At 40.1% G+C, this 25,830-nt stretch carries 26 protein-coding genes and 1 other annotated feature; of the genes, 22 read left to right on the top strand and 4 right to left on the bottom strand.

The window, feature by feature from the left end; genetic code table 11:
* Positions 1-61: 61 nt before the first annotated feature.
* Both HMPREF9703_RS06865 and HMPREF9703_RS06860 read right to left on the bottom strand, forming a co-directional pair.
* Positions 62-610, bottom strand: a complete 549-nt coding sequence (locus tag HMPREF9703_RS06865) for a hypothetical protein (protein ID WP_004636632.1) — start codon at positions 608-610, stop codon at positions 62-64.
* Between the two features lie 111 nt (positions 611-721).
* Positions 722-1,249, bottom strand: a complete 528-nt coding sequence (locus HMPREF9703_RS06860) for a transcription repressor NadR (protein ID WP_004636631.1) — start codon at positions 1,247-1,249, stop codon at positions 722-724.
* Positions 1,250-1,394: 145 nt separating this feature from the next.
* Between HMPREF9703_RS06860 and HMPREF9703_RS06855 the strand changes: the two genes are divergently transcribed.
* The 6 genes from HMPREF9703_RS06855 (at position 1,395) to smpB (ending at position 6,793) form a co-directional block, all read left to right on the top strand.
* Positions 1,395-2,045 carry a hypothetical protein gene (locus HMPREF9703_RS06855; RefSeq protein ID WP_004636630.1) on the top strand — a complete coding sequence of 217 codons (651 nt, stop codon included), beginning with the start codon at positions 1,395-1,397 and terminating at the stop codon, positions 2,043-2,045.
* A gap of 66 nt (positions 2,046-2,111) precedes the next feature.
* Complete coding sequence (secG, locus tag HMPREF9703_RS06850; protein ID WP_004636629.1) at positions 2,112-2,342, top strand: preprotein translocase subunit SecG; 231 nt, start codon at positions 2,112-2,114, stop codon at positions 2,340-2,342.
* Positions 2,343-2,446: 104 nt separating this feature from the next.
* Entirely contained in the window at positions 2,447-3,178 is a 732-nt protein-coding gene (locus HMPREF9703_RS06845; RefSeq protein ID WP_004636628.1) for an alpha/beta hydrolase, read from the top strand.
* Positions 3,179-3,192: 14 nt separating this feature from the next.
* Positions 3,193-5,562 carry a ribonuclease R gene (rnr, locus tag HMPREF9703_RS06840; RefSeq protein WP_004636627.1) on the top strand — a complete coding sequence of 790 codons (2,370 nt, stop codon included), beginning with the start codon at positions 3,193-3,195 and terminating at the stop codon, positions 5,560-5,562.
* 18 nt (positions 5,563-5,580) lie between these two features.
* A complete protein-coding gene (locus HMPREF9703_RS06835; RefSeq protein WP_004636626.1) occupies positions 5,581-6,291 on the top strand; it encodes a CPBP family intramembrane glutamic endopeptidase in 711 nt (236 codons plus the stop codon).
* Positions 6,292-6,331: 40 nt separating this feature from the next.
* On the top strand, positions 6,332-6,793 hold the full coding sequence (gene smpB / locus HMPREF9703_RS06830) for an SsrA-binding protein SmpB (protein WP_004636624.1): 462 nt from the start codon (positions 6,332-6,334) through the stop codon (positions 6,791-6,793).
* Positions 6,794-6,875: 82 nt separating this feature from the next.
* Here the strand turns inward: smpB and HMPREF9703_RS06825 are convergent, their stop codons facing one another.
* The gene (locus HMPREF9703_RS06825) at positions 6,876-7,082 is read right to left on the bottom strand and encodes a hypothetical protein (protein WP_004636622.1); all 207 of its coding nucleotides are present in this window, start codon (positions 7,080-7,082) and stop codon (positions 6,876-6,878) included.
* A gap of 628 nt (positions 7,083-7,710) precedes the next feature.
* On the opposite strand from HMPREF9703_RS06825, the gene HMPREF9703_RS06820 reads away from it, so the two are divergent.
* From HMPREF9703_RS06820 to HMPREF9703_RS06760, 13 genes are all read left to right on the top strand, one after another.
* Positions 7,711-8,739 carry a PTS sugar transporter subunit IIC gene (locus HMPREF9703_RS06820; protein WP_004636620.1) on the top strand — a complete coding sequence of 343 codons (1,029 nt, stop codon included), beginning with the start codon at positions 7,711-7,713 and terminating at the stop codon, positions 8,737-8,739.
* A 45-nt stretch (positions 8,740-8,784) separates the two neighbouring features.
* Positions 8,785-10,122, top strand: coding sequence for a D-serine ammonia-lyase (gene dsdA, locus HMPREF9703_RS06815; protein WP_004636619.1), 1,338 nt, complete (start codon positions 8,785-8,787; stop codon positions 10,120-10,122).
* A 367-nt stretch (positions 10,123-10,489) separates the two neighbouring features.
* Positions 10,490-11,290, top strand: coding sequence for a TIGR00282 family metallophosphoesterase (locus HMPREF9703_RS06810; protein ID WP_040376842.1), 801 nt, complete (start codon positions 10,490-10,492; stop codon positions 11,288-11,290).
* A 34-nt stretch (positions 11,291-11,324) separates the two neighbouring features.
* Positions 11,325-13,931, top strand: coding sequence for a DNA mismatch repair protein MutS (gene mutS / locus HMPREF9703_RS06805; RefSeq protein WP_004636614.1), 2,607 nt, complete (start codon positions 11,325-11,327; stop codon positions 13,929-13,931).
* Positions 13,932-15,869 (top strand): DNA mismatch repair endonuclease MutL, encoded by a 1,938-nt coding sequence (gene mutL, locus HMPREF9703_RS06800; protein ID WP_004636612.1) that lies wholly within the window; start codon positions 13,932-13,934, stop codon positions 15,867-15,869.
* A 14-nt stretch (positions 15,870-15,883) separates the two neighbouring features.
* Positions 15,884-16,324, top strand: a complete 441-nt coding sequence (gene msrB, locus HMPREF9703_RS06795) for a peptide-methionine (R)-S-oxide reductase MsrB (protein ID WP_004636610.1) — start codon at positions 15,884-15,886, stop codon at positions 16,322-16,324.
* A 106-nt stretch (positions 16,325-16,430) separates the two neighbouring features.
* Positions 16,431-17,039: a Holliday junction branch migration protein RuvA gene (gene ruvA / locus HMPREF9703_RS06790; protein WP_004636608.1), complete on the top strand. Its 609-nt coding sequence runs from the start codon at positions 16,431-16,433 to the stop codon at positions 17,037-17,039.
* A 35-nt stretch (positions 17,040-17,074) separates the two neighbouring features.
* On the top strand, positions 17,075-18,088 hold the full coding sequence (gene ruvB, locus HMPREF9703_RS06785) for a Holliday junction branch migration DNA helicase RuvB (protein WP_004636607.1): 1,014 nt from the start codon (positions 17,075-17,077) through the stop codon (positions 18,086-18,088).
* A 107-nt stretch (positions 18,089-18,195) separates the two neighbouring features.
* A complete protein-coding gene (yajC, locus tag HMPREF9703_RS06780; RefSeq protein WP_004636605.1) occupies positions 18,196-18,531 on the top strand; it encodes a preprotein translocase subunit YajC in 336 nt (111 codons plus the stop codon).
* Between the two features lie 271 nt (positions 18,532-18,802).
* Positions 18,803-19,984, top strand: a complete 1,182-nt coding sequence (locus HMPREF9703_RS06775; protein ID WP_004636602.1) for an ABC transporter ATP-binding protein — start codon at positions 18,803-18,805, stop codon at positions 19,982-19,984.
* A 14-nt stretch (positions 19,985-19,998) separates the two neighbouring features.
* Positions 19,999-20,649: an ABC transporter permease gene (locus HMPREF9703_RS06770; RefSeq protein WP_004636601.1), complete on the top strand. Its 651-nt coding sequence runs from the start codon at positions 19,999-20,001 to the stop codon at positions 20,647-20,649.
* Between the two features lie 14 nt (positions 20,650-20,663).
* Entirely contained in the window at positions 20,664-21,620 is a 957-nt protein-coding gene (locus HMPREF9703_RS06765) for an osmoprotectant ABC transporter substrate-binding protein (RefSeq protein ID WP_004636599.1), read from the top strand.
* Positions 21,620-22,318, top strand: coding sequence for an ABC transporter permease (locus HMPREF9703_RS06760; protein WP_004636596.1), 699 nt, complete (start codon positions 21,620-21,622; stop codon positions 22,316-22,318). The genes HMPREF9703_RS06765 and HMPREF9703_RS06760 overlap by 1 nt, the downstream gene beginning before the upstream one ends.
* A 58-nt stretch (positions 22,319-22,376) precedes the next feature.
* Here HMPREF9703_RS06760 and HMPREF9703_RS06755 read toward each other — a convergent pair whose 3' ends face one another.
* Entirely contained in the window at positions 22,377-22,763 is a 387-nt protein-coding gene (locus HMPREF9703_RS06755; protein WP_004636594.1) for a hypothetical protein, read from the bottom strand.
* Positions 22,764-22,939: 176 nt separating this feature from the next.
* Positions 22,940-22,986, top strand: a sequence feature (sodium ion sensor (DUF1646 type); this cis-regulatory element may regulate processes involved in with the transportation of sodium ions).
* Between the two features lie 42 nt (positions 22,987-23,028).
* On the opposite strand from HMPREF9703_RS06755, the gene HMPREF9703_RS06750 reads away from it, so the two are divergent.
* The 3 genes from HMPREF9703_RS06750 to HMPREF9703_RS06740 are packed head-to-tail and all read left to right on the top strand — an operon-like array spanning position 23,029 to position 25,796.
* Positions 23,029-23,355, top strand: a complete 327-nt coding sequence (locus HMPREF9703_RS06750) for a hypothetical protein (RefSeq protein WP_040376841.1) — start codon at positions 23,029-23,031, stop codon at positions 23,353-23,355.
* Positions 23,342-25,288: a V-type ATP synthase subunit I gene (locus HMPREF9703_RS06745; protein ID WP_004636591.1), complete on the top strand. Its 1,947-nt coding sequence runs from the start codon at positions 23,342-23,344 to the stop codon at positions 25,286-25,288. The genes HMPREF9703_RS06750 and HMPREF9703_RS06745 overlap by 14 nt, the downstream gene beginning before the upstream one ends.
* A gap of 28 nt (positions 25,289-25,316) precedes the next feature.
* Positions 25,317-25,796 (top strand): V-type ATP synthase subunit K, encoded by a 480-nt coding sequence (locus tag HMPREF9703_RS06740; protein ID WP_004636589.1) that lies wholly within the window; start codon positions 25,317-25,319, stop codon positions 25,794-25,796.
* Positions 25,797-25,830: the final 34 nt, after the last annotated feature.

The raw sequence follows: 25,830 nt of genomic DNA, 5'->3' as shown, positions 1-25,830 counted from the left end.
AGACAAATAAAACCCGACAAGCTCTTGTAATAGAGGACTTGTCGGGTTTTACTATGCCGCACTACGGGAGTAATTGATGGCGCGTTCGTTGTGAGATGGTATGGGCAAAGAAATAAGCGAGTTCCAGGTCTACCATCCCATGAATTAAGGTGCCGACGCCGATCAAGATCCCCAGCATATAGAAGTAATTGACTTCGACACCGGCTTGGTTTGTCATTAGAGCGACGACAACGACTTCAGCTAAAGCATGAATGATATTGAGCCAAAAGCTGAAAAAGTACCGCTTTTTGGGGATGTTTAAAGTGGTTGGATGAGCTTGCAAGTAATAAGCGCCAATTGCAGCAAAAATTAAGTGTGAAGCTGCACGAAGGACAATCACAATGGGTAAGCCAGCAATTAAAAATCCTATTGTAGCCCCAATTGCGGCAATGATACCAACACGTGGTTTAATAAACATGGCTAAGAAAATAGGCAAGTGGCTAGCTAGTGTGTAAGAGGCCGGGCCAATAATCAGGCGAATAGGCATCACCATAGGAATAAAGATGGCCAATGCAGTTAACATAGCCGCCAAGGTGAGTTCTCTAGTGGATGGGGCAGTTCGAGTAGTCATAGCATCTTCCTCATTTCATCTGAATAATATTTATCGATTAAAATGAGTATAGCACATAGTCGACTTTAGTGTCAAATTGTGTGTAAAGTTCAGAGTTATTAATCAGCTATTTTATTGTTCATCCACTAAGATGCCGAGTTTATCCAAAGCAGCTTTAATAGTTGCGAAGTGATCAGGTGATTTAGCGCCGATCGTATGAATGTGAACGCCATTGGTCAATGAGCTAAGGAGTTCGCCCTTCTGATGGGACATTTCTTCCATAAAGTGGTTAATATCAGAGGGGTGTTCGATGTGTAAAGGAGCGGTAATAAGTCCATAGACGGGATGATCAATCTGAATGTCATACAAGATACCGCCCGCATTAATGATAGCATGCAATTCAGAAAATGTTTGTTCAGCTGTATGTTGGACGGCTACTTTTCCTTTATAAAGATTAGTGGCTTGCTCTATATTTTTTGTGAGGCGGTACCCGCGATTGGTGGATGTGATGTCGTAATTCTTTGCGCGAAGGACGGCAATATCAGAGACGATAATTTGACGGCTAACGCCAAATTCATCTGCTAATTGCGAGGCGGTGATTGTGCTGACAGCATGAGTGAGGAGGGCTATGATTTTTTCGCGACGTTGCTTAGCATTCATAAAATATATCCTTTCTATTTTTGTTTGCAATTAGAGTATACCATGATTTGTTTTTAAGACCAACTGTGGCTAGATAATGTAGAATTTTTGAGTTTACAGGGGTATTTATGGTATAGTTGAGCAAAATGGACGAAGGATGATAGATGTGAAACTGAAGCTATTAGTGTTGAGTTCTCTGTTGGTGCTAGGGGCATGTGCAAAAGAAGCAGAAGCACCAACCGAAGTAGATAACGCAGAGACTGAACAAGTGCAAGAAGACGAAACTCGTGTGGTAGAATTGAATGAAGAAGCGTCTGAACCTGAGAAGAAAGTGCACTATGATCTAGAGACTGATCAAGATTTGAACGAAGCTAATCTGACATTAACCGGTGCTGAGATTCGCGAGACTTACCGAAATAGTGTGGAGAATGTCATTGTTAATATGGATCGTCTAGCGATTGAGCAAGTTGACGGTAAGTTTATTCTGAAGCTCTATATTTGGGATGGGGCTGAGCATTATTATATGGACATGGATGCTGAGACCGGTGAAATACTTAACATTGCGCGCGAAGATTCACCTGAAATTCTCGATATTGTTGAGCTGTGGGAAGTGATTTCGCCTTTTGATATGGTTCGTCAAGCGGCTGAAGATGCTGGTGATGATAAGATTGTCAGCTTTAATTTGTATCATGATGATGAGTTGAATGTTGATGTGTACGAGATTATTAAAGGAGGCGATTTCTTATACTATAATGCAGCGACGGGTGAGAATATTACAGATCAAGTAACACCGCCTGAATTTGAAGCCGAGTTTTAGTTGCTAATAATGCATGAGATGTGATAGAATAGGAAAAGAGTCTAGATAAAGGAGGCCACTCTTCAGATGTATGAAATATTGTTAACGGCTATGTTAGTCTTATCTATTATAACGATTATTGCGATTGCTCTACAGCCAACAAAAACTCAGAATGCATCCAATGCATTTATGGGAGGCAGTGATGAGCTTTTTGGACAACAAAAGGCTAGAGGATTTGAAGCATTCCTAATTAAAGTAACAATTGTATGCTTAATTTTGTTTTTCGGGATTGCCTTTGTTCTATCGAAATTATCTTAATGTGAACATATATTTGTGAAGAGTAGACCGTTACAGAGTTGTTAGTGGATTGACAATTCTTACGGGATGCTCTTTTTTAAAGTAATGCGAAGGAGAATTAGAACGTGACAAAAACAGTGTATCAACAACACGGTCAACATGCAGTTATTTTATTACATGCGTATACGAGTACGCCAGATGATTTTACGGGCTTAGCACGTGAGTTAACGAAGCAAGGCTATACCATCTATGCACCAACTTTATCAGGGCATGGGACAGATGATCCGGCTGATATCTTTAAATATGATATAGAAGATTGGTTGGAAGATGGGCGTGAGGCGTTGAACTTTATACGAAGTGAAGGCTATGAGCATATTTCTATTTTTGGCCTATCACTTGGCGGTATTGTTACAACAGCTTTAGCAATGGAAAATGATGATCTTGCTTCATTCGGTATTTTTAGTTCACCGGTGATGATTAATGACCATGATGATATTAGTGGGCAGTTTAAGCAGTGGTTTAAAGCGGGGAAAGTTGAATTAGGTTATTCTCAACAAGAAGTTGAACAGGAAGCTGCTCAGGCAATGGACAAACTGAAGCAAGTAATGCAGCATCTCAATGAGTTTAAGGCGGACTTAATCCCGGCCTATAAAAATTATGTCGGTAATGTTTTTGTAGGGCAAGGGGCACAAGATCAGTTAATTGATCCTAAGCATGCACGGCAATTTGTAGATGAACTACAGCAAGCTACTGTGACTTTCAAGTGGTATGAAGATGGCGGTCACGTTATTACGATTGGATCAGTGGGTCGTAAGTTGAGAGATGATGTGAAGGAATTCCTAAATAATTTAGGATAAAAAGGACGGATAATATGTCAAAAGATTTTGAACGATTTAAACAAGCGATTATTGATTATATTGAACAAGATAATCGTGAGAGTATAGAAGTAAATGATGTGACGAATAAATTCAATAATCATGATTCTGCGCAGTTTAAGCGACAAGTGAAGGCGCTGGCTACTTTAGAGCGGGAAGAGAAGATTGAGATGCTCGGAGATGGGCGCCTGCGCTTGAAGCGATTGCCTGATTCAATAGTCGGCACCTTCAGTGGCACGGATCGCGGTTTTGGTTTTGTTATGGTTGAAGATGAGGGGATTGACGATATCTTCGTACCCGCGAAAGCAACTAAGCTGGCGTTCGACGGGGATACGGTGGAAGTTGAAATTACTGAAGCACCGGATCCGAGTGGTAAACGCTCGGCAGAAGGTAAAATTACGAGAATTATTGAACGCAAGACAGAACAAGTGATTGGGGAATTTATTCCCTATACGGATGACGAAATAGCTGATTATAATTTATATGGTTATGTGAAAGCTAAGCTGAAAAAAGGGCCAGAGCATATTATCCAAATTGAGATGAATGGATTGAACCCGACGCGTGGGGAAATTGTTAGTGTTGATATTACGCATTATCCAGCATATAAAGGTGAGGATATGCGAGGTGTCGTCACCGAAACGATTGGTCATAAAGATGAGCCGGGTATTGAAATCTTATCCATTGTGCACAAACACAATATTCGCTCGAAGTTCCCAGATGAAGTACTTGCAGAAGCGGAGCAAGTGCCGGATCAGATTTCAGCAGCGGATCTTAAGGGACGGCGTGATCTTCGTGGCCAACAAATTATTACGATCGATGGTGCTGATGCCAAAGACTTGGATGATGCAGTGACAGTTGAGCGCTTGGATAATGGACATTTCCAGCTGGGCGTTCATATTGCTGATGTGTCACATTATGTGAGAGAAGATTCAGCCCTTGATAAGGAAGCTTTCGAACGAGGAACAAGTTCGTACTTAACGGACCGTGTGATTCCTATGTTACCACAGCGCTTATCGAATGGAATCTGTTCGCTTCATCCTAAGGTAGATCGGCTGACACTGAGTTGTGAGATGGAAATTAATCAACAAGGGAATGTTGTGGCGTATGATATCTTCCCAAGTGTGATTCGTTCAGTAGAACGAATGACATATGAAGCTGTTAACCATATTTTGGAAGAAAAACATCCACAAACAAGAAAACAGTATCAATCATTGGTGCCCATGTTAGAAGAGATGGCAGAATTACACCATATTTTAGAACAAAAACGTCGCCATCGTGGAGCAATTGATTTTGATTCGGATGAGGCAAAAATTATTGTCGATAAAGACGGAAAAGCGATTGATATTGAGTTGCGCGAACGTCGAGTAGGTGAGCGTCTAATTGAGTCCTTCATGCTAGCAGCCAATGAAACCGTGTCTGAGCACTATAGTAAGGCTGACTTACCCATCTTATACCGTGTCCATGAACAACCGGATGAGAGCAAGATGAAGCGGTTCTTGGAATTTATTACCACCTTTGGCTTAACGGTGCAAGCTTCTAAAGACTCGATTACGCCAAAAGATTTACAAGGAGTAATGGACCGCATTAAAGATGAACCGTATGAAGCGGTTATTAGTATGCTGTTGCTTCGATCAATGCAACAAGCGCGCTATGATGTCGATCCAATCGGCCACTATGGTCTGGGGGCAGATTATTATTCTCACTTCACCTCACCTATTCGTCGTTATCCTGACTTGATTCTACACCGCTTGATTCATTATTATGATGAAGTCGGTCGTAGTCAGCAAGATAAGAAACGCTGGGCGTCACGTCTATCTGATATGGCTAAACATAGCTCTGAGGCGGAACGTCGCGCGATTGATGCAGAACGTGAAACCGATGAATTGAAGAAGACGGAATTTATGGCGGATAAAGTAGGCCAAGAATTCATGGGGACAATTATTTCGATTACGGGCTTTGGTATGTTTATTCAATTGCCCAATACCGTTGAAGGGCTGGTCCACGTCTCGATGATGGACGATGATTATTATAAGTTCAATGAAGATCATTTAGTAATGATCGGTGAACGAACTGGAAAAGTCTTCCGCATTGGTCAACCGATTAAAGTGAAACTGATGCGCGCAGATGTGGAAGAGGTTCAAATTGACTTCTCCATCGTAGAAGACTTCGCAAAGGGTGATAAGCCGACAGACAAACACCATAAAAAAATTCATCGACAAAAACAACACCATAAATCAAAATCAAGTCAGTCAAAACATCACCAGAATAAACCAGCAAGTAAGCAACATAAAAAATCTAAAAAGAAGAAAAAGAAATCACAAAAGAACCGACGACATGATTTCAAAATTGTTCAAAAAGATAAATAATAGGGAGGGGAAATGTCAATGAATGAATCATATAAACACCATAATCTGTCAGTGATAAAAGGATTTAAACCGTGGCAATTTATTGTATCGGCCTATTTCTGGCTAGCCGTTTTGTTGGTTATCTTACAACAACTGTTGACTGTGTTGCCCATGATAACCCCGTTGTTGCGAAGGGATTTTGGAGAAGAGTTAACTGTTTTTCCTTATATTGTGACAGTAATGACGGTTGCGGGAGCCTTTGGGTTATCCTATTTTGCTTACTTCATTGCTAATCGCTATTCACCTTATAATTTGTGGGAACGGATTGAGGAGCTTGATTATTTACCATTGGGATTAGGTTACTTAGTTGTTATTGGTCTTAATGTTAGTGTGCAATATTTGTTCGAAGGACAAGAGCAGATGAATCAGCTTTTGATTGAAGAGTCAGTTGCTCAGCAGCCGGTTGCCATGTTTTTCTTAGTTGTATTAGTTGCACCAGTCGTAGAAGAAGTAATTTTTCGTGAACTGGTGCCGAGATCGCTGGGGCGTTCGTGGATAGCTTATATTATTGGAAGTATTTTGTTTGCTTTAATTCACGTACCGACTGGCATCGAAGGCTGGCTTATGTATGGCGGTATGAGTGCAGTGATGTTGTACATGCGTTTACGCCGAGACAACTTGAATGAATCTATCGCTTTCCATATGTTGAATAATATTGTTTCATTTATCGCCATGATGAATTTAATGTAGTTATAGCTTGAATCAAGAGAATAGTAGAGGAGGAGATTTTATGCCAAAAGGGAATGGTAATTTAATTACAGAAAATCGCAAGGCGCGTCATGAGTATACGGTATTGGATACGGTAGAAGCAGGTATTGTGCTACAAGGAACCGAGATTAAGTCCATTCGCAATCACCAAATTAACTTAAAAGATGGTTATGCCAGTGTGAGCCGGAACGAAATGTGGTTGTACAATGTGCATATTGCCCCGTTTAAAGAAGGGAATCAGTTCAACCATGATCCACTCCGGAAGCGTAAGTTACTCTTACATCGTCGTGAAATCGATAGCTTATTGGGTCAAGTGCAACAAGACGGTATTACGCTCGTGCCACTAAAAGTCTATATCAAAAATGGTGTGGCGAAAGTCTTGATTGGACTGGCTAAAGGGAAAAAACAATATGACAAACGTGAGACGATTAAGCGCCGTGAACAAGAACGCCGTATTCGTCGTGAATATAAAGACCGCTATTAATAAAATCACTCAATCCAGCCAACTTGATTGCAATAATGCAGCTATGTTGGGGGGATTGAGTGCTTTTTAGTTTTATTAAGTTTTATAGTTTACGGGCAGGGGGACGGTCTTCATCTTCTAAGGTTTGTAATGTGTCATAAATATGACGGATAATATTGCTCGCACTTGAAATATCGAGAGACGGCAAGGCGATTTCTTTGCCATCATCATTGATAATCTTATCGCGAGGATTGGCTTTGATTAAAGCAATCGCTACTTCTACGGCAAGTTCTTTATCTGTCTTGGTCATGTGAATGTCGCTCCTTTGGTGTTACAGTTTTCCTTTAATTGGCTATGATATTATTGTATCATACATCCTAACTAGATGAGAAGGCAAGTGGTCAAGCAGCAGACAAGTACGGGAATTGCGACATTTGATTGTTAAATATTTGAGTGTGTTATCAATCCAACTAAATAAGCATAAAGAAAGAGATATCTATTCAAAAAATTTAAAATTTTTGGTTGATCAGATTATCAAATCTTAAAATAAAAGAGAAGAGTTGCTAGTTAACTTAACGAAATATGCGCTCCATTAATCCAATAGGGGTTATATACAACATTTATGTAAAGATCTGTACTAACTTTAAAATTTGACATTATAAAATAATGTGATATAATAAATTTGTGATGAAATGAAAGGGATTTCTTTTCATAATGAAAATTCTATGTAGAACTTACGTATGTTTATATAACAGGATTTAAAAGGAATAATTGAATAAACATTAGATTATGTGTTTTGTTTTACATAAAGGATATTATCTGGATAGGAATTTTTTGATTATCACAATGTTTATGATAAAAATCTTTTATTAAGTTATATGTATACAATAGCGATAGATTTTATAAATAATTAACAAACAAAAATGGAGGGTTTCACGATGGATATACTTATTGGGACTGCATTGCTTCTAGCGGTGTTGGCATTTTTTACCTTTTTTAATTACAAAGCGCCTTATGGTTCAAAAGCAATGGGTGCATTAGCTTCTGCTGCATGTGCAAGTTTTTTGGTTGAAGCATTTCATGGCTCTTTTCTTGGTCAAGTCCTTGGTTTAGGATTTTTAGAAGAGGTCGGTATGATAAATGGTGAGTTGAGTGGAGTTGCTGCTGCTATTCTTGTTGCAATGGCTGTTGGTGTTTCGCCGGCTTATTCCGTATTAATTGGATTAGCCGCATATGGTACAGGGATTATTCCAGGATTTATTGCGGGATATTTAGTGGCGTTTATTGTTAAGTGGATGGGAAAGAAAATACCTGGTGGGCTAGATTTAATCATCATTATACTGGTTGGTCCTGTATTAGTTAGATTAATTGCCCAAGGTATGGAGCCAGTAGTTGATAATACATTATTAACAATAGGAGATATTTTGATTTCTACAGCAGACAAAAATCCTATTATTATGGGAGTGATCCTTGGAGGTGTATTAACTGTTGTCGCAACAGCGCCACTTAGTTCTATGGCACTGACAGCAATGTTGGGACTAACAGGTATTCCAATGGCTATTGGGGCATTAGCTGTTTTTGGGTCATCTTTTATGAACTTTTTACTATTCAGTAAACTAAACTTGGGAGAAAAAAAGGATGCTATTGCATTTGCCATTGAACCACTTACTCAGGCTGATGTAACGAGTGCCAATCCAATTCCAATATATGTAACAAACTTTTTTGGAGGAGCTGGTTGTGGAATTTTGATAGCGCTTGTAGGATTGGTGAATAATACGCCAGGAACAGCTACTCCTATTGCAGGTTTTGCCGTTATGTTTGCTTATAACCCTATTGTTCAAGTTCTATTAACTTCAATAGGATGTATCATTATTAGTGCAATAATGGGATTTGTAGGAGCGGAGGTGTTTAAGAATTTCCAGGTTATATCAAAACAAGAATTACAAGCATCAGATATGAATAACTAAGTATATTCTTAACTTTAATAATATTACTTTAGGAGGAGATTAATTATGAATATCACTACACTAACAAAAGAAAATCCAAAACTAGAAACCGTATTAAACTATCAGCCAATTTTTTGGGTCAATGACAAGTATGAGGGAATCGATAAAGCTAATGAATGTTCCAAATATTCAGCTGCAGATGTGAAAGATGCAGAAGATAGATTGAAAAGATTTGCGCCATATTTTAACGAATATTTCCCTGAAACGAGAGATAGAAATGGTATTATAGAATCTGATCTTTCTGAAATTCCTGAGTTTAAGCATTTTTTAGAAGCGCATTATGATACCTCCATTAAGGGAGATCTTCTTTTAAAACGGGATGATACGTTGCCGATTGCGGGAACCATTAAAGCACGTGGAGCTATTTATGAAGTGCTAAAACATGCTGAGGATGTTGCTTTGGAAGCTGGTATTTTAGACGGCTATGATGATGATTACACAAAATTTGGCTCTCAAGCATTCAAGGATGTATTTAGTCAGTATAAGATCATGGTTGGAACAACTGGTAACTTAGGAATTAGTGTTGGTGTAATGTCCGCTGCATTTGGTTTTGATGTAACTGTCCATATGTCTTATGATGCTAAAGATTGGAAGAAAGAACATCTAAGAAGCAAAGGTGTTAATGTAGTTGAACATAAAACTAACTTTACAGAAGCCGTTAAGCGTGGGCGTGCTGAATCGAATGCGGATCCAAAATCTTATTTTGTAGATGATGAACATTCTGTTGATCTATTCTTGGGATACACAGTTGCTGGGAGTCGATTGAAAAAACAGCTTGAAGAACGTAATATTACCGTCGATGAAGATCATCCATTATTTACTTATTCGCCATGTGGAATCGGCGGAAGTCCAGGTGGAACAGCATTTGGACTAAAACAAATCTATGGCAATAATGTACACTGCTTCTTCGCACAACCAACTCACATGCCATCTATGTTAGTTGGTCTAATGACGAAGAAATATGATGGTATTTCTGTATTAGATGTGGGAATTGATGCAGTGACTAATATGGATGGTTTAGCTGTTCCACGTACATCAGGTTTTGTCGCAGAATTGATGCATAATTACTTTAATGGTGGTCTGACTGTTAGCGAAGAGGATCAAAAGATATTACTAACAAAAATGATCGATTTAGAAAATATTTGCTTAGAACCTGCTGCTCTAGCGGGATTACCTGGCCCAGCCATGTTATTCCAGACTGAAGCTGGCCAACGCTATTTGGAAGAGAATGGTCTAGTTGATAAGATGGATAATGCGACTCATATTGCTTGGGCAACTGGGGGAAGTATGGTGCCTGAAGATAATATGGAAAGATTTTATCAACAAGGAAAAGATCTTATCTAATAAGTGAATTTCCAATATAATAAAATGAAGCGCGTTGACGAAATTATTTTCGTTACCGCGCTTCATTTATTTAAAAAGATGTACTTACATAGTCAATTCCAGTAAAAGATTGATAAATTTTAATATAATACATCAAAACAAATGCATTGGTTGGCCTAAAAACTTGCTTAAATAAGCACTTGATCCTTAAAACTATCATTTTTATAAATCAATCTATAATTATTAAGTTATTCTCTGTTAAGTCGTGATTGTGCGACAGTTGCTAGATGGATCGTTTTTAGCCATAAAAGCAAAGTAAGGATACTTTTTTTGTGAAATGGGGCAATCATTGGTAAAATAAAAGGACAGAATGAAAAAGGTGAATGCGATGAAAATTTTATTTATTGGAGATATTGTTGGAGCGCCCGGGCGTCAAGCATTGAGTGACTATTTACCAAGATTAAAGCAACAGTATAAACCGCAAGTGACGATTGCTAATGGCGAGAATGCGTCTGGAGGGCGTGGTTTGTCGGAGAAAAACTATAAAGAACTTAAAACGTGTGGTGTTGATATTGTGACGATGGGAAATCATACGTGGGACCATCGTGAGATTTATGATTACATTGACCGAACACCTTCATTGATTCGTCCGGCTAATTATCCTGATCCGGAGGCAACACCCGGTCGTGGCATGACGTTTATTCGGGTGAATGATCAAGAATTGGCGGTTATTAATTTACATGGTCGGTCGTTTATGGGGGACTTCGATAGTCCATTCAAAGTTGGCCAGCAGCTAGTTGCAGAAGCAAAGAAGCGAACGGATTATATTTTTGTGGACTTCCATGCCGAAACCACAAGTGAGAAGGAAGCAATGGGCTGGTTCTTAGATGGCACAGCTTCTGCCGTGGTCGGGACGCATACACATGTGCAAACTGGGGACGAACGAATTTTACCCCAAGGAACAGCGTATGTCACAGATGTCGGGATGACCGGCTTTTATGACGGCATTCTTGGTATGGAGAAAGAACCGATTCTGGAGAAGTTTTTAACACAGATGCCGACACGTTTTTCTGTGCCCAAAGGTGGACGTAAACGTCTCAATGCTTGTCTGATTGATCTGAAGACAGATGGACGAGCGCGTTCGATTAAAATGATTCGAATTGATGACGATAATCCAATGCTACGTTAAAAATGACGTCAGCTAATAGAAAGGTAGCGATAGTATGGCAAGAGATAAATCAAAACATACTCCGATGATGCAACAGTACTTGACAATGAAAGAGAATCATCCGGATGCATTTTTATTCTTTCGGCTAGGGGATTTTTATGAATTATTTTTTGAAGATGCGAAGGAAGTTGCTCAATTGTTAGAATTGACCTTGACTAGTCGCAATAAAAAGGCTGAAGTAGAAGTACCGATGTGTGGTGTGCCACATCATTCAGCGCAAGGGTATATCAATCAGTTAGTTGAGATGGGTTATAAGGTTGCGGTCTGTGAACAAGTTGAAGATCCAAAAGAAGCAAAAGGGATGGTCAAGCGAGAAGTGGTTCAAGTGATTACACCGGGAACCGTGATGGAAGGCAGTGCTATTGAAGCAAAGGAGAATACATTTGTTGCGGCTATGGTGGAACAAGCTCATCGCTATGGCTTGGCTTATGCTGATCTATCAACTGGAGAACTTCGCGTGACATTAACTGACAAAGAAAGTGATCTTATTACTGAAATTGAAACACTTGCGGTGAAAGAAGTGGTGAAGCAAGAAGAGACTTTAACTGAGCTTACCGATATGTTGGCGAAGCGGTTTGATCTGACTATATCGGAGATAGCTGAGTTGAGTGCTCATGCTGAGTTTGACGAATTGAAGGTAGATGTGCCTGAGGGACCGCTGACAAAAGCACTGGACGTCCTGTTGCATTATTTAGCCCAAACCCAAATGCGTCAGTTAGACCACTTGCAACAAGCCGAAGTGTATGAGATGGATCACTTCTTAGTATATGGGAAGGAAGCTCGACGGAACTTGGAGTTGACAACTTCTCTCCGTGATGGGACGAAGGAAGGGACCTTGTTGTGGTTGTTAGATGAGACAAAAACGGCAATGGGCGGCCGGATGTTGAAGAGCTGGTTGGATAAGCCGCTGATTCATGTAGACGGTATTCAAGAACGGCATCTTCTCATTGATTCGCTGATGCATTACTTCTTGGAGCGATCGGATTTAATCGCAGTACTGAAAGAAGTGTATGATCTTGAGCGATTGGCCGGACGCGTAGCCTATGGGAGTGTCAATGCGCGGGACTTGATTCAGTTAAAGCAGTCGCTTCAGATGATTCCGCACTTGCGCGAGATGTTGCAGCTGATGAATGATGAGGGAGTGTGGGATCAAGTCTTAGCACAGCTCGATCCTGTCGTAGAAGTTGCTGATCTGATTGAGCGAGCCATTCAAGAAGAGCCGCCATTATCAGTGACAGAAGGTGAGATTATTAACTTTGGCTTTGATGAGCAATTAGATAAATACTTAAGTGCTATGTCGAACGGGAAGCAATGGATTGCTGATCTACAAGCACAAGAACGTGAACAAACAGGCATTAAAAACTTGAAGGTAGGCTTTAATAAAGTTTTTGGATACTATATCGAAGTGACTAAATCACATATTGAGAAAGTTGATTTGGATCGATATGAGCGTAAGCAAACATTAGCAAACTCAGAACGTTATATCACGCCAGAATTAAAGGAAAAAGAAAGTCTAATTTTAGGAGCAGAAGAAAAATCACAAGCCTTAGAATATGAATTATTTATACAAGTGCGCGAAGAGGTAAAAGGTTATATTAAACGAATTCAATCGTTGGCTAAAGCAGTAGCGAAGGTGGATGTATTGCAATCTTTTGCTGAAGTCAGTGAAACATATAATTACGTGAAGCCTACGTATCACACCGATAGTCAAGATATTGTGATTGAGTCTGGACGCCATCCAGTGGTGGAGAAAGTGATGAATGATCAGTCATATGTACCGAATGATATTGAGATGACGAACGAAACAGATATTTTACTTATTACGGGGCCGAATATGTCTGGGAAGAGTACGTATATGCGTCAGTTAGCTCTCATCGTTATTATGGGACAGATGGGTTGCTTCGTTCCGGCCAGTCACGCTTCGTTGCCGTTATTTGATCAGATATTTACCCGAATTGGGGCGATGGATGACTTATTTGGGGGGCAGAGTACCTTTATGGTGGAGATGAATGAGACCAATCATGCGATCCAAAATGCCACCAGCCGCAGTTTATTGCTATTTGATGAGATTGGTCGAGGAACAGCAACGTACGATGGTATGGCCCTTGCAGAGGCGATTATTGAGTATGTGCATAATCGTATTGGGGCGAAGACGCTCTTCTCTACCCATTATCACGAGTTAACGGAGCTATCGAAACGACTAGACAAGTTAGAAAATATCCATGTTGGTGCAGTGGAAGAACGGGGATCGCTTGTTTTCTTGCATAAGATTAAGCCAGGTCCAGGTGATAAAAGTTACGGTGTACAAGTCGCACAACTGGCAGGGTTGCCTGAAGACTTGTTAGATCGGGCATCAATGATCTTGAGAGACTTAGAACAGACTAAGGGGGCAACGATTAGTCAGGCAAGTGATGAAGCGGTGACCACAGTGGAAGAAACAACTGAGCAGTTGGCTTTATTTAAGGCGGAGAATACGAAATCACCGGCTGAACAAGCGGTGATTGAACAACTGCAAGCAATAAATTTAACTGAGACAACACCACTGGATGCTTTTGATACGATTCGTGAGTTAGTGAAGCAGTTAGAGAAAGGAGCAGACTAGATGCCGATTCAAATTATGCCCGATGCTTTAGCGAACCAAATCGCTGCGGGAGAAGTTATTGAACGTCCCGCATCGGTAGTGAAGGAATTGATTGAGAATGCGATTGATGCTGGAGCAGATAAGGTTGATGTGCATATTGAAGAATCAGGGATGCGCCTTATTCGAGTGACCGATAACGGGGCGGGTATTCCGTATGAAGAAGTCCCTGCTGCTTTCAAGCGCCATGCGACAAGCAAATTGCTTTCAAGCGAAGATCTCTTCCGAATCCGGACGCTTGGGTTTCGCGGTGAGGCACTTCCTAGTATTGCCAGTGTGTCGAAAGTGATGATTGAAACAGCTCAAGCTGGCGAAAAAGGACGCCACCTTGTCTTAGAAGGAGGCAAAGTTACTGAAGACAGAAGTGCCTCAGCACGGGAAGGGACGATGATTCAGGTAGAAGATATTTTCTTCAATACACCGGCTCGATTAAAGCATGTGCGCACCTTGCAGACAGAGCTCTCTCATATTACGGATAGTATTAACCGATTTGCACTAGCGAATCCAGCTATTAGCTTCAAGCTCGTTCATGAAGAGTCCACCTTAACGCGAACTCCAGGAAATGACAACTTAAAACAAGCAATTGCTGGGGTGTACGGAGTTAGTTCAGCTAAAAAAATGCGGAAGATCACCGGTGAGAACTTTGATTTCAAGGTATCAGGATATATCTCACTGCCGGAATTGAATCGATCGAATCGGTCGTATATCACGATTGTCGTGAATGGTCGCTATATTAAAAACTATGCGATCAATAAAGCCATTACAGAGGGTTATGGTTCGAAATTGATGATCAATCGGTATCCCTTAGCAGTACTTCATATCGAAATGGACCCACTCCTCCTAGATGTAAATGTGCACCCAACAAAACATGAAGTCCGTATTAGTAACGAAGCTGACTTATGCAATCTTATTAAGCAATCCGTTCAGCAAGTAATGAACGAAGAAGTGCGTATTCCAAGTGGCTTAGAGAACATTGACCAAAATAAACAGACGAAAAAAGATACCCCAACGTATAATCAAACACAAATTGATTTTCATAGGGACAAATCTCATGTGCGATCGTTCAAATCACAAGTTAACTCTTATTCTCAGTCAGATATATCAGATGAGCAGCATCTCATACAAGAACAAACAGATCAGACAACGAAGGCTCAGAAAACGCAACATGAGACTGCATTCTCTTCTGAGGGCGCGTTAGAGCAGAGTCGTCATGTTACAGACTCTCCACTAGAGGTAGCGGAGGACCGTCTAGATTACATGGGGGAAACTTCTGAATTAACTACGGATCAGGCCACCCAGCTGACAAATAGAGACGGATTTCCCGCAGTGGATTATATTGGACAAATGCACGGCACGTATTTATTTGCCCAAAATGAACGTGGACTGTATATTATTGATCAGCATGCCGCTCAAGAACGGGTGAAGTACGAGTATTATCGCCGAGTGATTGATCAAGACGGCACCGCCCAACAAAATTTACTCGTACCGATTGTCTTGGAATATCCAACGAATGAGACCATTGAAATAAGACAACAAATGGAACAATTAGAAGCAGCGGGCATTTTTTTAGAAGCCTTTGGGAAGAATACGTTTGTTCTCAATAGCCACCCATCTTGGTTCATTCATGGACAAGAAGAAGCAACAGTGAAGGAAATGATTGATTTCTTGCTGGATAAAAAAGAGCTTACAGTGAAAAAATTCCGTGAAGCAACAGCCATTATGATGAGTTGTAAACGATCAATCAAGGCCAATCATCATCTGAGTGATGACGAAGCGAGAGCCTTAATCGAAGATCTAAGCAATTGCGAGAATCCTTATAATTGTCCACACGGGCGCCCAACCTTAGTACAACTGACAAACTTAGAAATTGAAAAGATGTTTAAACGCATTCAAGATAGATAAAGGAGCTTATTCATATGACAAACAAAAAAGACAAAAACGAGTTGCGAGCACAATTAACTGAAATTCAGTACCGTGTCACGCAAGAAAATGCAACAGAACGCCCACACTCTGGTGAATATAATGACTTCGATGAGGAAGGAATTTATGTCGATGTGGTGAGTGGCGAACCATTATTTTCATCAAAAGATAAATATGATGCTGGTTGTGGCTGGCCATCGTTTACGCAACCGATTAAAAAGCGCGGAGTGAAAGAGAAGCGCGATACCTCTCATGGATTGGAGCGGACTGAGGTGAGAAGTCCCGAAGCAGATTCACACTTAGGACATGTCTTTACAGATGGGCCGACTGATAAAGGGGGATTACGTTACTGTATTAACTCAGCAGCGCTTAAATTTATTCCGAAGTCTGAGTTGGCCGAGCAAGGCTATGACGAATATGTGTCGGAGTTCGAGTAAGGGGATAACTTAGAGCGGTCACATGGTCACGTCTCTTACTTTGTTGATAAAGGCTGAGCTCACGTGATATAATAAGTAAGGACTACATGAAGAAGAGTGGTGTGTTATGTTTGAATATATTATTGGAACGATTACAGCAATTTATCCAAGTTATTTAGTCATCGAGGTAGGAGGCATTGGTTATCGTTTGTTGATGGCCAACCCCTTTCGACTGACGGATAAGTTGGATACAACGGAACAACTTTATGTTTATCAGAATACAACCCAAGATGATATGACATTGTTTGGCTTCCGAACCAAAAGTGAAAAGGATGTGTTCTTAAAGTTGATTAATGTGTCTGGAATTGGTCCGAAGAGTGCATTAGCAATCTTGGCCAATGAAGATCACAGTGGCTTGATTCGAGCAATTGAAGCAGAAGATCGCACTTATTTACAAAAATTCCCTGGTGTGGGGAAGAAAACAGCGGCTCAAATTATTTTAGATTTGCAAGGGAAGTTGGATGATTTATCACCCACAGCACTTGCGAATGAAGCGCAGCCTGATAAGCCAAAATTAGCAGAAAATCTTCAGTTAACGGAAGCGATCGAGGCATTGAAGGCGCTCGGTTATGGTAAGCGTGAAGTGAAAAAAGTAAAATCGCACTTAACCGAACTCGAACCGATGTCAACGGATGAATATATTAAAGAAGCCTTAAGAACATTACTGTATAGCTAAGTTAAAATGAATAGAGAGGAAGTGAACAAGCTAAGATGGTGTCAGATGAGCGGATTGTATCAGAAGACTTAGGAGATCAGGCAGAAGCAGCATTGGAACAAACTTTACGCCCAAAATGGTTGAGTCAATATATTGGTCAAGAAAAGATAAAAAAAGAATTATCGATTTATATTCAAGCGGCAAAAGCACGCAATGAAGCACTTGATCATGTTTTATTTTATGGACCACCGGGATTGGGGAAGACGACACTTGCGATGGTCATTGCCAGTGAAATGCAAACGGTTATCCGGACGACTTCGGGACCAGCCATTGATCGACCGGGGGATTTAGTTGCTTTACTGAATGACTTAGAACCGGGCGGGATTTTATTCATCGATGAGATTCATCGCTTACCACGAGTGATTGAGGAGATGTTGTATTCAGCCATGGAAGACTTCTTTATCGATATCATTATCGGTGAAGGTGAATCGGCACATCCTGTTCACTTCCCGCTACCGCCCTTTACACTGGTGGGAGCAACAACACGAGCAGGTGCTTTGTCGGCTCCTTTGCGTGATCGCTTTGGTATATTGGCGCACATGGAATATTACACGACAGAGGAATTGGATCGTATTGTTAAGCGATCAGCTGAGGTGTTAGATGTGGAAGCCACTGATGAGGGATCAGTTGAGATTGCACGACGCTCTCGCGGCACCCCGCGAATTGCTAACCGTTTATTGAAGCGTGTGCGTGACTTTGCCGAAGTGAAGGGTGAAGGTATTATTACTGATACAATTGCCCAGGAAGCATTAGAGATGTTACGGGTTGACGACAGAGGCTTAGACATGGTTGATCAGAAATTGCTCTCAACATTAATTGAGCTGTATGGTGGCGGACCAGTTGGCTTAAATACGCTGGCAGCTAATATTAGCGAAGAAGCAGAGACGATTGAAGATATGATTGAACCGTACTTATTGCAACAAGGGTTCTTGCAGCGCACCCCTCGCGGACGAATCGCAACGCACCGCGCTTATGAACACTTAGGTATCTCAGTGCCTACCGAGCAGTAAGTATCTATTGCAGTAATAATCAGCGAATGATTGGAAAAAATGGTTTATTTTTGTTAAAGTAAAAGAGCATAGTTTAGTTAAAAATTTATAATTGGAGGAATTGACAAATGGAAGGTATTGTAGGTTTATTAGTTCCCTTTATTTTAGTTGGGGGAGTCATGTGGTTCTTCATGATTCGACCACAGAAAAAACGTCAAGAGGAACAACAAAAAATGTTAGATTCATTGCAACCAGGTGATGCGATTCAAACAATTGGTGGTTTGCATGGTATCGTCGATGAAGTTGATCGTGTGAACGGTCGTGTTGTCCTTGATTGCGAAGGGATTTACCTAACGTTTGAACGTCGCGCTGTTGCAACGATTACGAAAAAAGTTGGCGAAGTCCCAACTGTTCCGGAAGAAGAACTCGGAACAAATGAACCAGATGTAACCGACGAAAACTAATAGTTAGATGAAAACAGCGGATAACCGCTGTTTTTTGTTTTGGGTTAGTTTAGAATATATGAACTGAAACCCCGATCAACTACTTAAAATAAAGCAATTTATGTACTGGTTTTCACAAAAAGTTGCTTTATGATATTATGTTTGTCATAATGGATAGTGGACTTGTTGATGAATAACATAAGAATAACGACTGATGACGAAGTATGCTGCACAGTTTAGCCCACTGCTAGCAGTTTTTTTATGTCTGAATAAGGTGAAGGAGTAGAAATATATGATTGAATATAAGTATGTATCGAAAGTATATGGGGATGGAACGGAAGCAGTCAGTGATGTATCACTAACTATTAATAAAGGTGAATTAGTGGTCTTCATCGGGACCTCTGGCAGTGGAAAAACAACCAGTATGCGGATGATTAATCGAATGGTGGAACCATCAAGCGGTGAAATTCTCATTGATGGTGAAAATATTATGGAAAAAAATCCAGTTGATTTACGACGAAGTATTGGTTACGTTATTCAACAGACAGGCTTGATGCCACATATGACAGTATACGAGAATATTATTATGGTACCTAAATTGTTGAATTGGGATGAGGATAAGATGGAAGCAACAGCACGCAAGTTGTTAGAGCAGGTTGATATGGATCCTGATCAATATATGGACCGTTATCCTTCAGAGCTATCAGGTGGACAACAACAACGAATAGGAGTCATTCGTGCGCTCGCAGCGGGTCAAGAGATTATTTTAATGGATGAACCATTTGGCGCTTTGGATCCTATTACGCGAGAAGCATTACAAGAAATGGTAATCGAGTTACAAAAAGAAATGGGGCGTACCGTTGTCTTCGTTACCCATGACATGGATGAAGCATTGGATTTAGCGGACCGTATTGCTATTATGACGGATGGTAAACTTGTTCAATACGATACACCGGAAAATATTATTGCTAGTCCAGCCAATGATTTTGTACGCGAATTTATTGGGGAAGATCGCTTAAAAGAAACAACAGATCAGACGCAAGTAAAAGATGTAATGGATCTGAACCCAATTACAGTACAGTTGGGAACACCACTTCAAGAAGCTGTCCGTGTTATGAAGCACCATAAGCTTGATTCGCTATTGATTGTTAATGAGGACAATATCTTACACGGTGTAGTTGACTTGATGAAAATTAAATCAACCGATAAAGAAAAACTTGTTGACGATGTGATGCGTCGACCTAGCTTTTACATGAAGCCTGAAACACATTTACATACCATTACGGAGATGTTCTTTAAGCGTAATATGAAGTTCGTCGCTATTTTGGGTGATTCATATGAATTGCAAGGCATATTGACTCGTTCTTCGATGGTCAACTTATTCTATAGTAGTGTCTGGGACATGGATGATGTTGCAACAGATGATACGGCAGTGGAAGATTATGACGTTCAAGCGATTCAAGCAGATAACTAGAAAGGACTGAGTATATGTCAACCTTTACACACTTTTTTGCTGAAAATGGCGAAAATTTAGTTCGATTAATTTGGGAACATTTATATATTTCAGCGATTTCAGTATCATTAGGCGTTCTATTTGCTGTACCGATTGGGATTTGGTTAACACGAATTAATGATAGGGTAGCGGATTTAGTGATTAGTTTCGTATCCATCTTACAGTCATTACCATCGCTTGCGTTGTTAACCTTGATGATTCCTTTGATTGGAGTAGGGCAGGTCCCTGCAATCATGGCCCTTTTTATTTACTCATTGATGCCTATTATGCGCAATACGTATGCAGGTATTCAATCAGTTGATGAAGGGATGGTCGATGCAGCTAAGGGGATGGGGATGACGACGATACAATTATTACAAAAAGTTGAATTACCTCAGGCGGCACCGATTATTATGGCGGGTTTTCGCCTTTCGACCACCTATGTCATTGCCTGGACCACATTAGCTTCTTTCATTGGTGCTGGCGGGTTAGGTGATTTTATTTTTAATGGGTTGAACCTTTATATTCCGGAACTAATTATTGGCGGAACGATTCCGGTAACGGTTATTGCATTATTAGCCGATTTTTTATTAAGTCGCTTAGAACAAAAATTGACGCCAATAAACTTACGAGAATCAGGGAAATAGAAGGGAGATTGCTAATGAGAAAAATAAAGTATATGGCGCTAATAAGTATAATCTTTATTCTAAGTGCTTGTTCATTGCCCGGCTTGGGAAGTTCTGAATCCGATGATGAACAAATTGTGTTAGTTAGTCAAGTAACCACTGAATCACAAATTATGGCTCATGTGGTCGCCCAAATGATTGAACATTATATCGATACTGAGGTGGATCAGATTACCAATATGGGCTCAGCACCGATGATGCATCAGGCAATCATGTCGGATGATGCCAATATTGCAGGAGCGTTCTATACAGGGACAGCTTTGACTGGTGAGCTGGGACGAGAACCAGAGAGCGATCCAGATAAGGCATTGGAGTTAGTTAGAGAAGGATTTCGTGAAGAATTCGATATGAAGTGGTTGCCGAGTTATGGTTTTGCGAATACGTATGCCTTCATGGTGACTCAAGAGATTGCGGATGAATATGGATTCGAGAAAATATCTGATGTAGCAGATTATGCTGATGAACTGGTCGCGGGTGTTGATACAACATGGTTATCACGCAAAGGGGATGGCTATGAGGGCTTTGTTAGTGAATATGGCTTTGAATTTGGCACGGTCTATCCCATGCAGATTGGCTTAGTTTATGATGCGGTAGAATCAGGAGAGATGGATATTGTCTTAGGTTATTCAACGGATGGGCGAATTTCTAGTTATGATTTAGTAGTGTTAGAAGATGACTTGAACTTCTTCCCGCCGTATGATGCAAGTCCGGTGCCGACTTATGATATTTTGGCAACCTATCCTGAATTAGAAAATATTTTATTAAAACTCCAGGGTACGATTAATGTCGAGGTAATGCAGCGAATGAATTATATTGCGGATGACTTAATGGTCGAACCAACACGAGTGGCCGAAGAGTTTTTAAAGGAGAATAATTATTTTGAAGAGAAAGAACCATATGTAGAACCAGTAGGCAAGGGGGGACAAGTATAATGCAGTTAGAAGAATTTCTGAATTCATTAGAACAAGCAGAAGCTATGAATGGACTTGAGCGGTTTATACAATATTTATCACTCAATAGGAGCTATGTCTGGGAGCAATTTTCAACTCATTTTTTAATTTCAATTTATGGGGTGTTCTTCGCGGCTATTATTGCGATTCCAGTCGGGTTCTATATTGCAAAACATAAAAAACTGGCTAACTGGGTGATTGGGCTGGCTAATATTATGCAGACGATCCCATCGCTAGCAACTATTTCCATGCTGATGTTAGCTTTTGGATTAGGCGCAAGAACCGTTATTTTAACCGTATTTTTATATTCATTATTGCCGATTATAAAAAATACATATGCTGGTGTGCGCAATGTTGATCGTACGTTGATCGATGCGGCACGTGGTATGGGAATGACAAATATGCAATTGATTTTCAAAATTGAATTACCCTTGGCCTCTAGCGTTATTATGGCAGGCATTCGTAATGCACTGGTGTTAGCCATTGGGGTTACTGCTATCGGAACCTTTATTGGAGCAGGAGGATTGGGTGATTTAATCCAACGAGGGGTTAATGCGACGGATGGTGGTCCCATTATTTTAGCAGGAGCCATTCCGACCGCACTGATGGCGATTATCTTAGATGCTACTCTAGGTATCTTAGAAAAAAGACTTGATCCTTCTGCAAAGGGGTCTAAATAGTTAAAACCGCACTTACTTGATTTGGTTGAATCAAGCGAGTGCGGTTCTTTTATTACAGTTACATGATATCTTGGTAAAGTTGTTGAATATGTCGAATAGAAGATCCTTTAATCACGTATGATGTCTGTTGGTTAAAGCTTTTTAATATGAGATGCGATGAATCAGGTGAAATATAGGGATAACCAATAATTTCGCTAACGACATCATCTAATTCGTTAACTTGAATAATAATTGGTTGTTTCAGTCTAATGGCTTTTTTGACACAATGAGAAATTTGTTGTCGTGGCATTTGGGGTTGAATACGAAATCGTTCAAAGTCATTAGCTGTATTGCTAATAGCTTGTATTTTTCGCCAGAATATCCAGATATACGCTAAGCATGTTTGACTGAATTTTTTAAGAGGGCTCATAGCTGTTGGATGAATCATTTCAATAGGTAATTGCATAGTTTTCACTCCCGAACATTTGTTTGTATAATTATCATACCGAACAAATATTCGCTTGTCAACTAAAAAATCATAATTGTAAAAAAATATTGGCTGACTCGTTCGTATATAATTGATTTTTGAATTCATTGTGTTATAATTATAGACGTGCACGACAATTGAATACTACATTAATCGGTTGGGCGTATTGCTTTCAAGATGTGGCCTTTTTGGGTGAGGGGGCGTCTTGTTTGCAGTGTGCCCTTTTTTGAAAGGGGGAATAGTTTTGAGTCAAGATGTGATTAAACATATTAAAGATGTGGAAGAGCGTGCTAATCAGTTGGTGCAAGAAACGAAAGAAAAGAAAGAGCAACTTCAATCAGATAAAAAAGATCAGATTGAAGCGATTAAGGAAGACTACCACCAGCAACTTGAAGCGTTCAAAAATGAACGCCGCGAGGAGATGGAGGCTTTTCTGAGGGAGAAAAAACAAGCATCAAAGGAACACATCGAAGCTGAACGTGAACGTTTTGATCAAAACTTCGAGAAACAGCGAGAAGAATTATCAGAGTGGTTAGCTAAGGAGGTGTTAGAGACACATGGCAATAGCTAAGCTAAAAAAGTTAACACTTATAGCGCGTCAGCGTGATAAAGATCTAGCACTAAAATCAGTTCAAAAAATGCAAAATATTGAAGTAGCACCACTACCAGAAATGCTGGAAGATGAGCTTTTAGAAGGCTTGTCGGTTGAATCCAGTAAAGATTCTGTTGCTGAAGTGGATAACTACTTAAATGATTTGCGTTATGCGCTGAAGTTTACTGATCAGTATACACCTTCACTGGGATTGATCGAAGGCTTGCGACGAAAGCGTCAGACATATACGATGGCTGAGTTAGATGAAGCTGTCAGCGAAGAGCATATATCAGAAATTTTGCAAGAGATTAGTGATAAGGAAGAATCACTGAACAAAATTGATGAGAAAAAACGTCATTTGCGTGAAGAGGAGAACTTTTTTCGTCGCTGGAAGAATTTAGATTACTTACCAAGTGAGTTAAATGACTTCCAGTTAATGGATGTAAAGATTGGCTCGATCAATGTCGAGTATATCGATCAATTTAAAGAAGTACTGGCTGATTATGAGCAGGTATTTTATGAAGAGATTTATCGCAATTCGGATACAACGGGATTCTACGTTGTCTATCCTCAGCGTAATTCGCAAGAAGTAACGTCCATTTTAGCGCAAAATGGTTTTCAAGCATTAAGTTATGAGTATGAAGACTTACCAGCTCAAGAGCTTGAGAAGAACTTAGCTAAACGCAAAGAATTAATCGCGCAAAAGAAAGAAGTTATCGATCAACTCAAAGGATTCAAGGAGCAACAAACCCAACTTGAGTTAGCTGAAGAGTACTACTATAACTTATCTGAGCGCGAAAAAGCAAAAGAACTTCTTGTGAATAGCAAGCAACTTGTGATGATTAGTGGCTGGGCTGATATTGAGGATATTGATGACATCACCTCAACTTTAACAACTGGTTTAGATGGCGACATCGCGATCTTAACGGAAGAAATTAAAGAAGAAGATTACGAGAAAACTCCGACAAAACTTAACCACAATGCATTATTAAAACCATTCGCATTGTTGGTAGAGATGTTTAGTTTTCCTAAGTATGGTGAGCTTGATCCGACAGCTTGGATTGCGCCTTTCTTCTTTATCTTCTTCGGGATGATGAGTGCCGATGCCGGATATGGGATTGTCTTGTTCTTAGGAACCTTCGTTGGATTGAAGTTCTTCGAATTAGGGCGAGCTGCTGAACAGAATTTAAGATTCTTTATGTACAATTCAGTATCGACCATTATTTTCGGGTTGATATTCGGTAGTTTCTTCGGAATGGATTTACCTTTCCGATTGTTATCATTGCAAGATGATATCATTCCATTGCTTGTCATCTCTATCGTGCTCGGTGTGTTGCATGTTATATTAGGGTTCCAACTTGGAGCTTATTTGAAGCATAAGAATGGCAACCACTTAGAAGCATACATCAATGATCATGCATGGTCGCTGATCATCATTGGAGCGATGGTATATGCAGCGGGCATCACACTAGATGTTCCACCAGTTGTTGAAACAATTGGTATTGGTTTAATTGCAGTTAATGCAGTTGGGATTATCATTGCATCTATGATCAATCAATCAAGTATCTTTGGTGGTTTAGGTATGGGATTATTCTCATTAACAGATGTCTCAAGTATTACCGGAGATATTGTCAGTTATTCACGAATTATGGCTTTAGGTGTGGCCAGTGCAAATATCGGTATGGCATTTAACTTACTTATTAGTTACCTGCCGCCAGTCTTCCGCTTTACGTTAGGGATCTTATTATTTGTTGCTTTACACTTCTTGAACATCTTTATTGCATTCTTGGGGGCGTATGTACACTCTCTGAGATTGCACTACGTAGAGATGTTCGGTAAGTTCTACGAAGGTGGAGGTCGACCGTTTAAGCCGCTTAAAACACTTGAGAAACACATTTGGTTAAAACAATAAAAAAACAAAAAATCAGGAGGAATTTCAAATGGATTTCAGTATCTTAGAATTATTTGGTGAAAATACAGGAATGGTCATGGCTGGTTTAGGGATTGCACTAGCTGTTGTTCTTTCAGGAACAGGATCAGCTAGAGGTGTTGGGGTAGCTGGTGAAGCAGCTTCAGCATTATTGAAAGACAAGCCAGAATTATTCGCGAAAGCATTGATTTTACAGGCGTTACCTTCAACACAGGGGATTTACGGATTCGTTGTTGGGTTCTTCATTCTACTAAACATTGAATCAGGAATGGATCCAAGCATGGGTTGGTACTACTTAATGTCTGGTTTAACTGTTGGTATTGCCGGTCTTACTTCTGGATCAGCTCAAGGGAAAGTATCGGTTAGTGGTATCCAAACCATTGCCCAACGCGAAGAAGTGAATACACAAACCGTTATTTTCTCAGCTATGGTTGAAACTTACGCGATCTTAGGTTTCCTTATTGCCTTATTCATGATTATATTTGCTTAAATATTAGACAATATATAATCATAAAGGAGGGTTA

Source organism: Dolosigranulum pigrum ATCC 51524 (assembly GCF_000245815.1).
Taxonomy (GTDB): Bacteria; Bacillota; Bacilli; order Lactobacillales; family Carnobacteriaceae_A; genus Dolosigranulum; species Dolosigranulum pigrum.
This window is presented reverse-complemented; position numbering and strand designations above follow the sequence as displayed.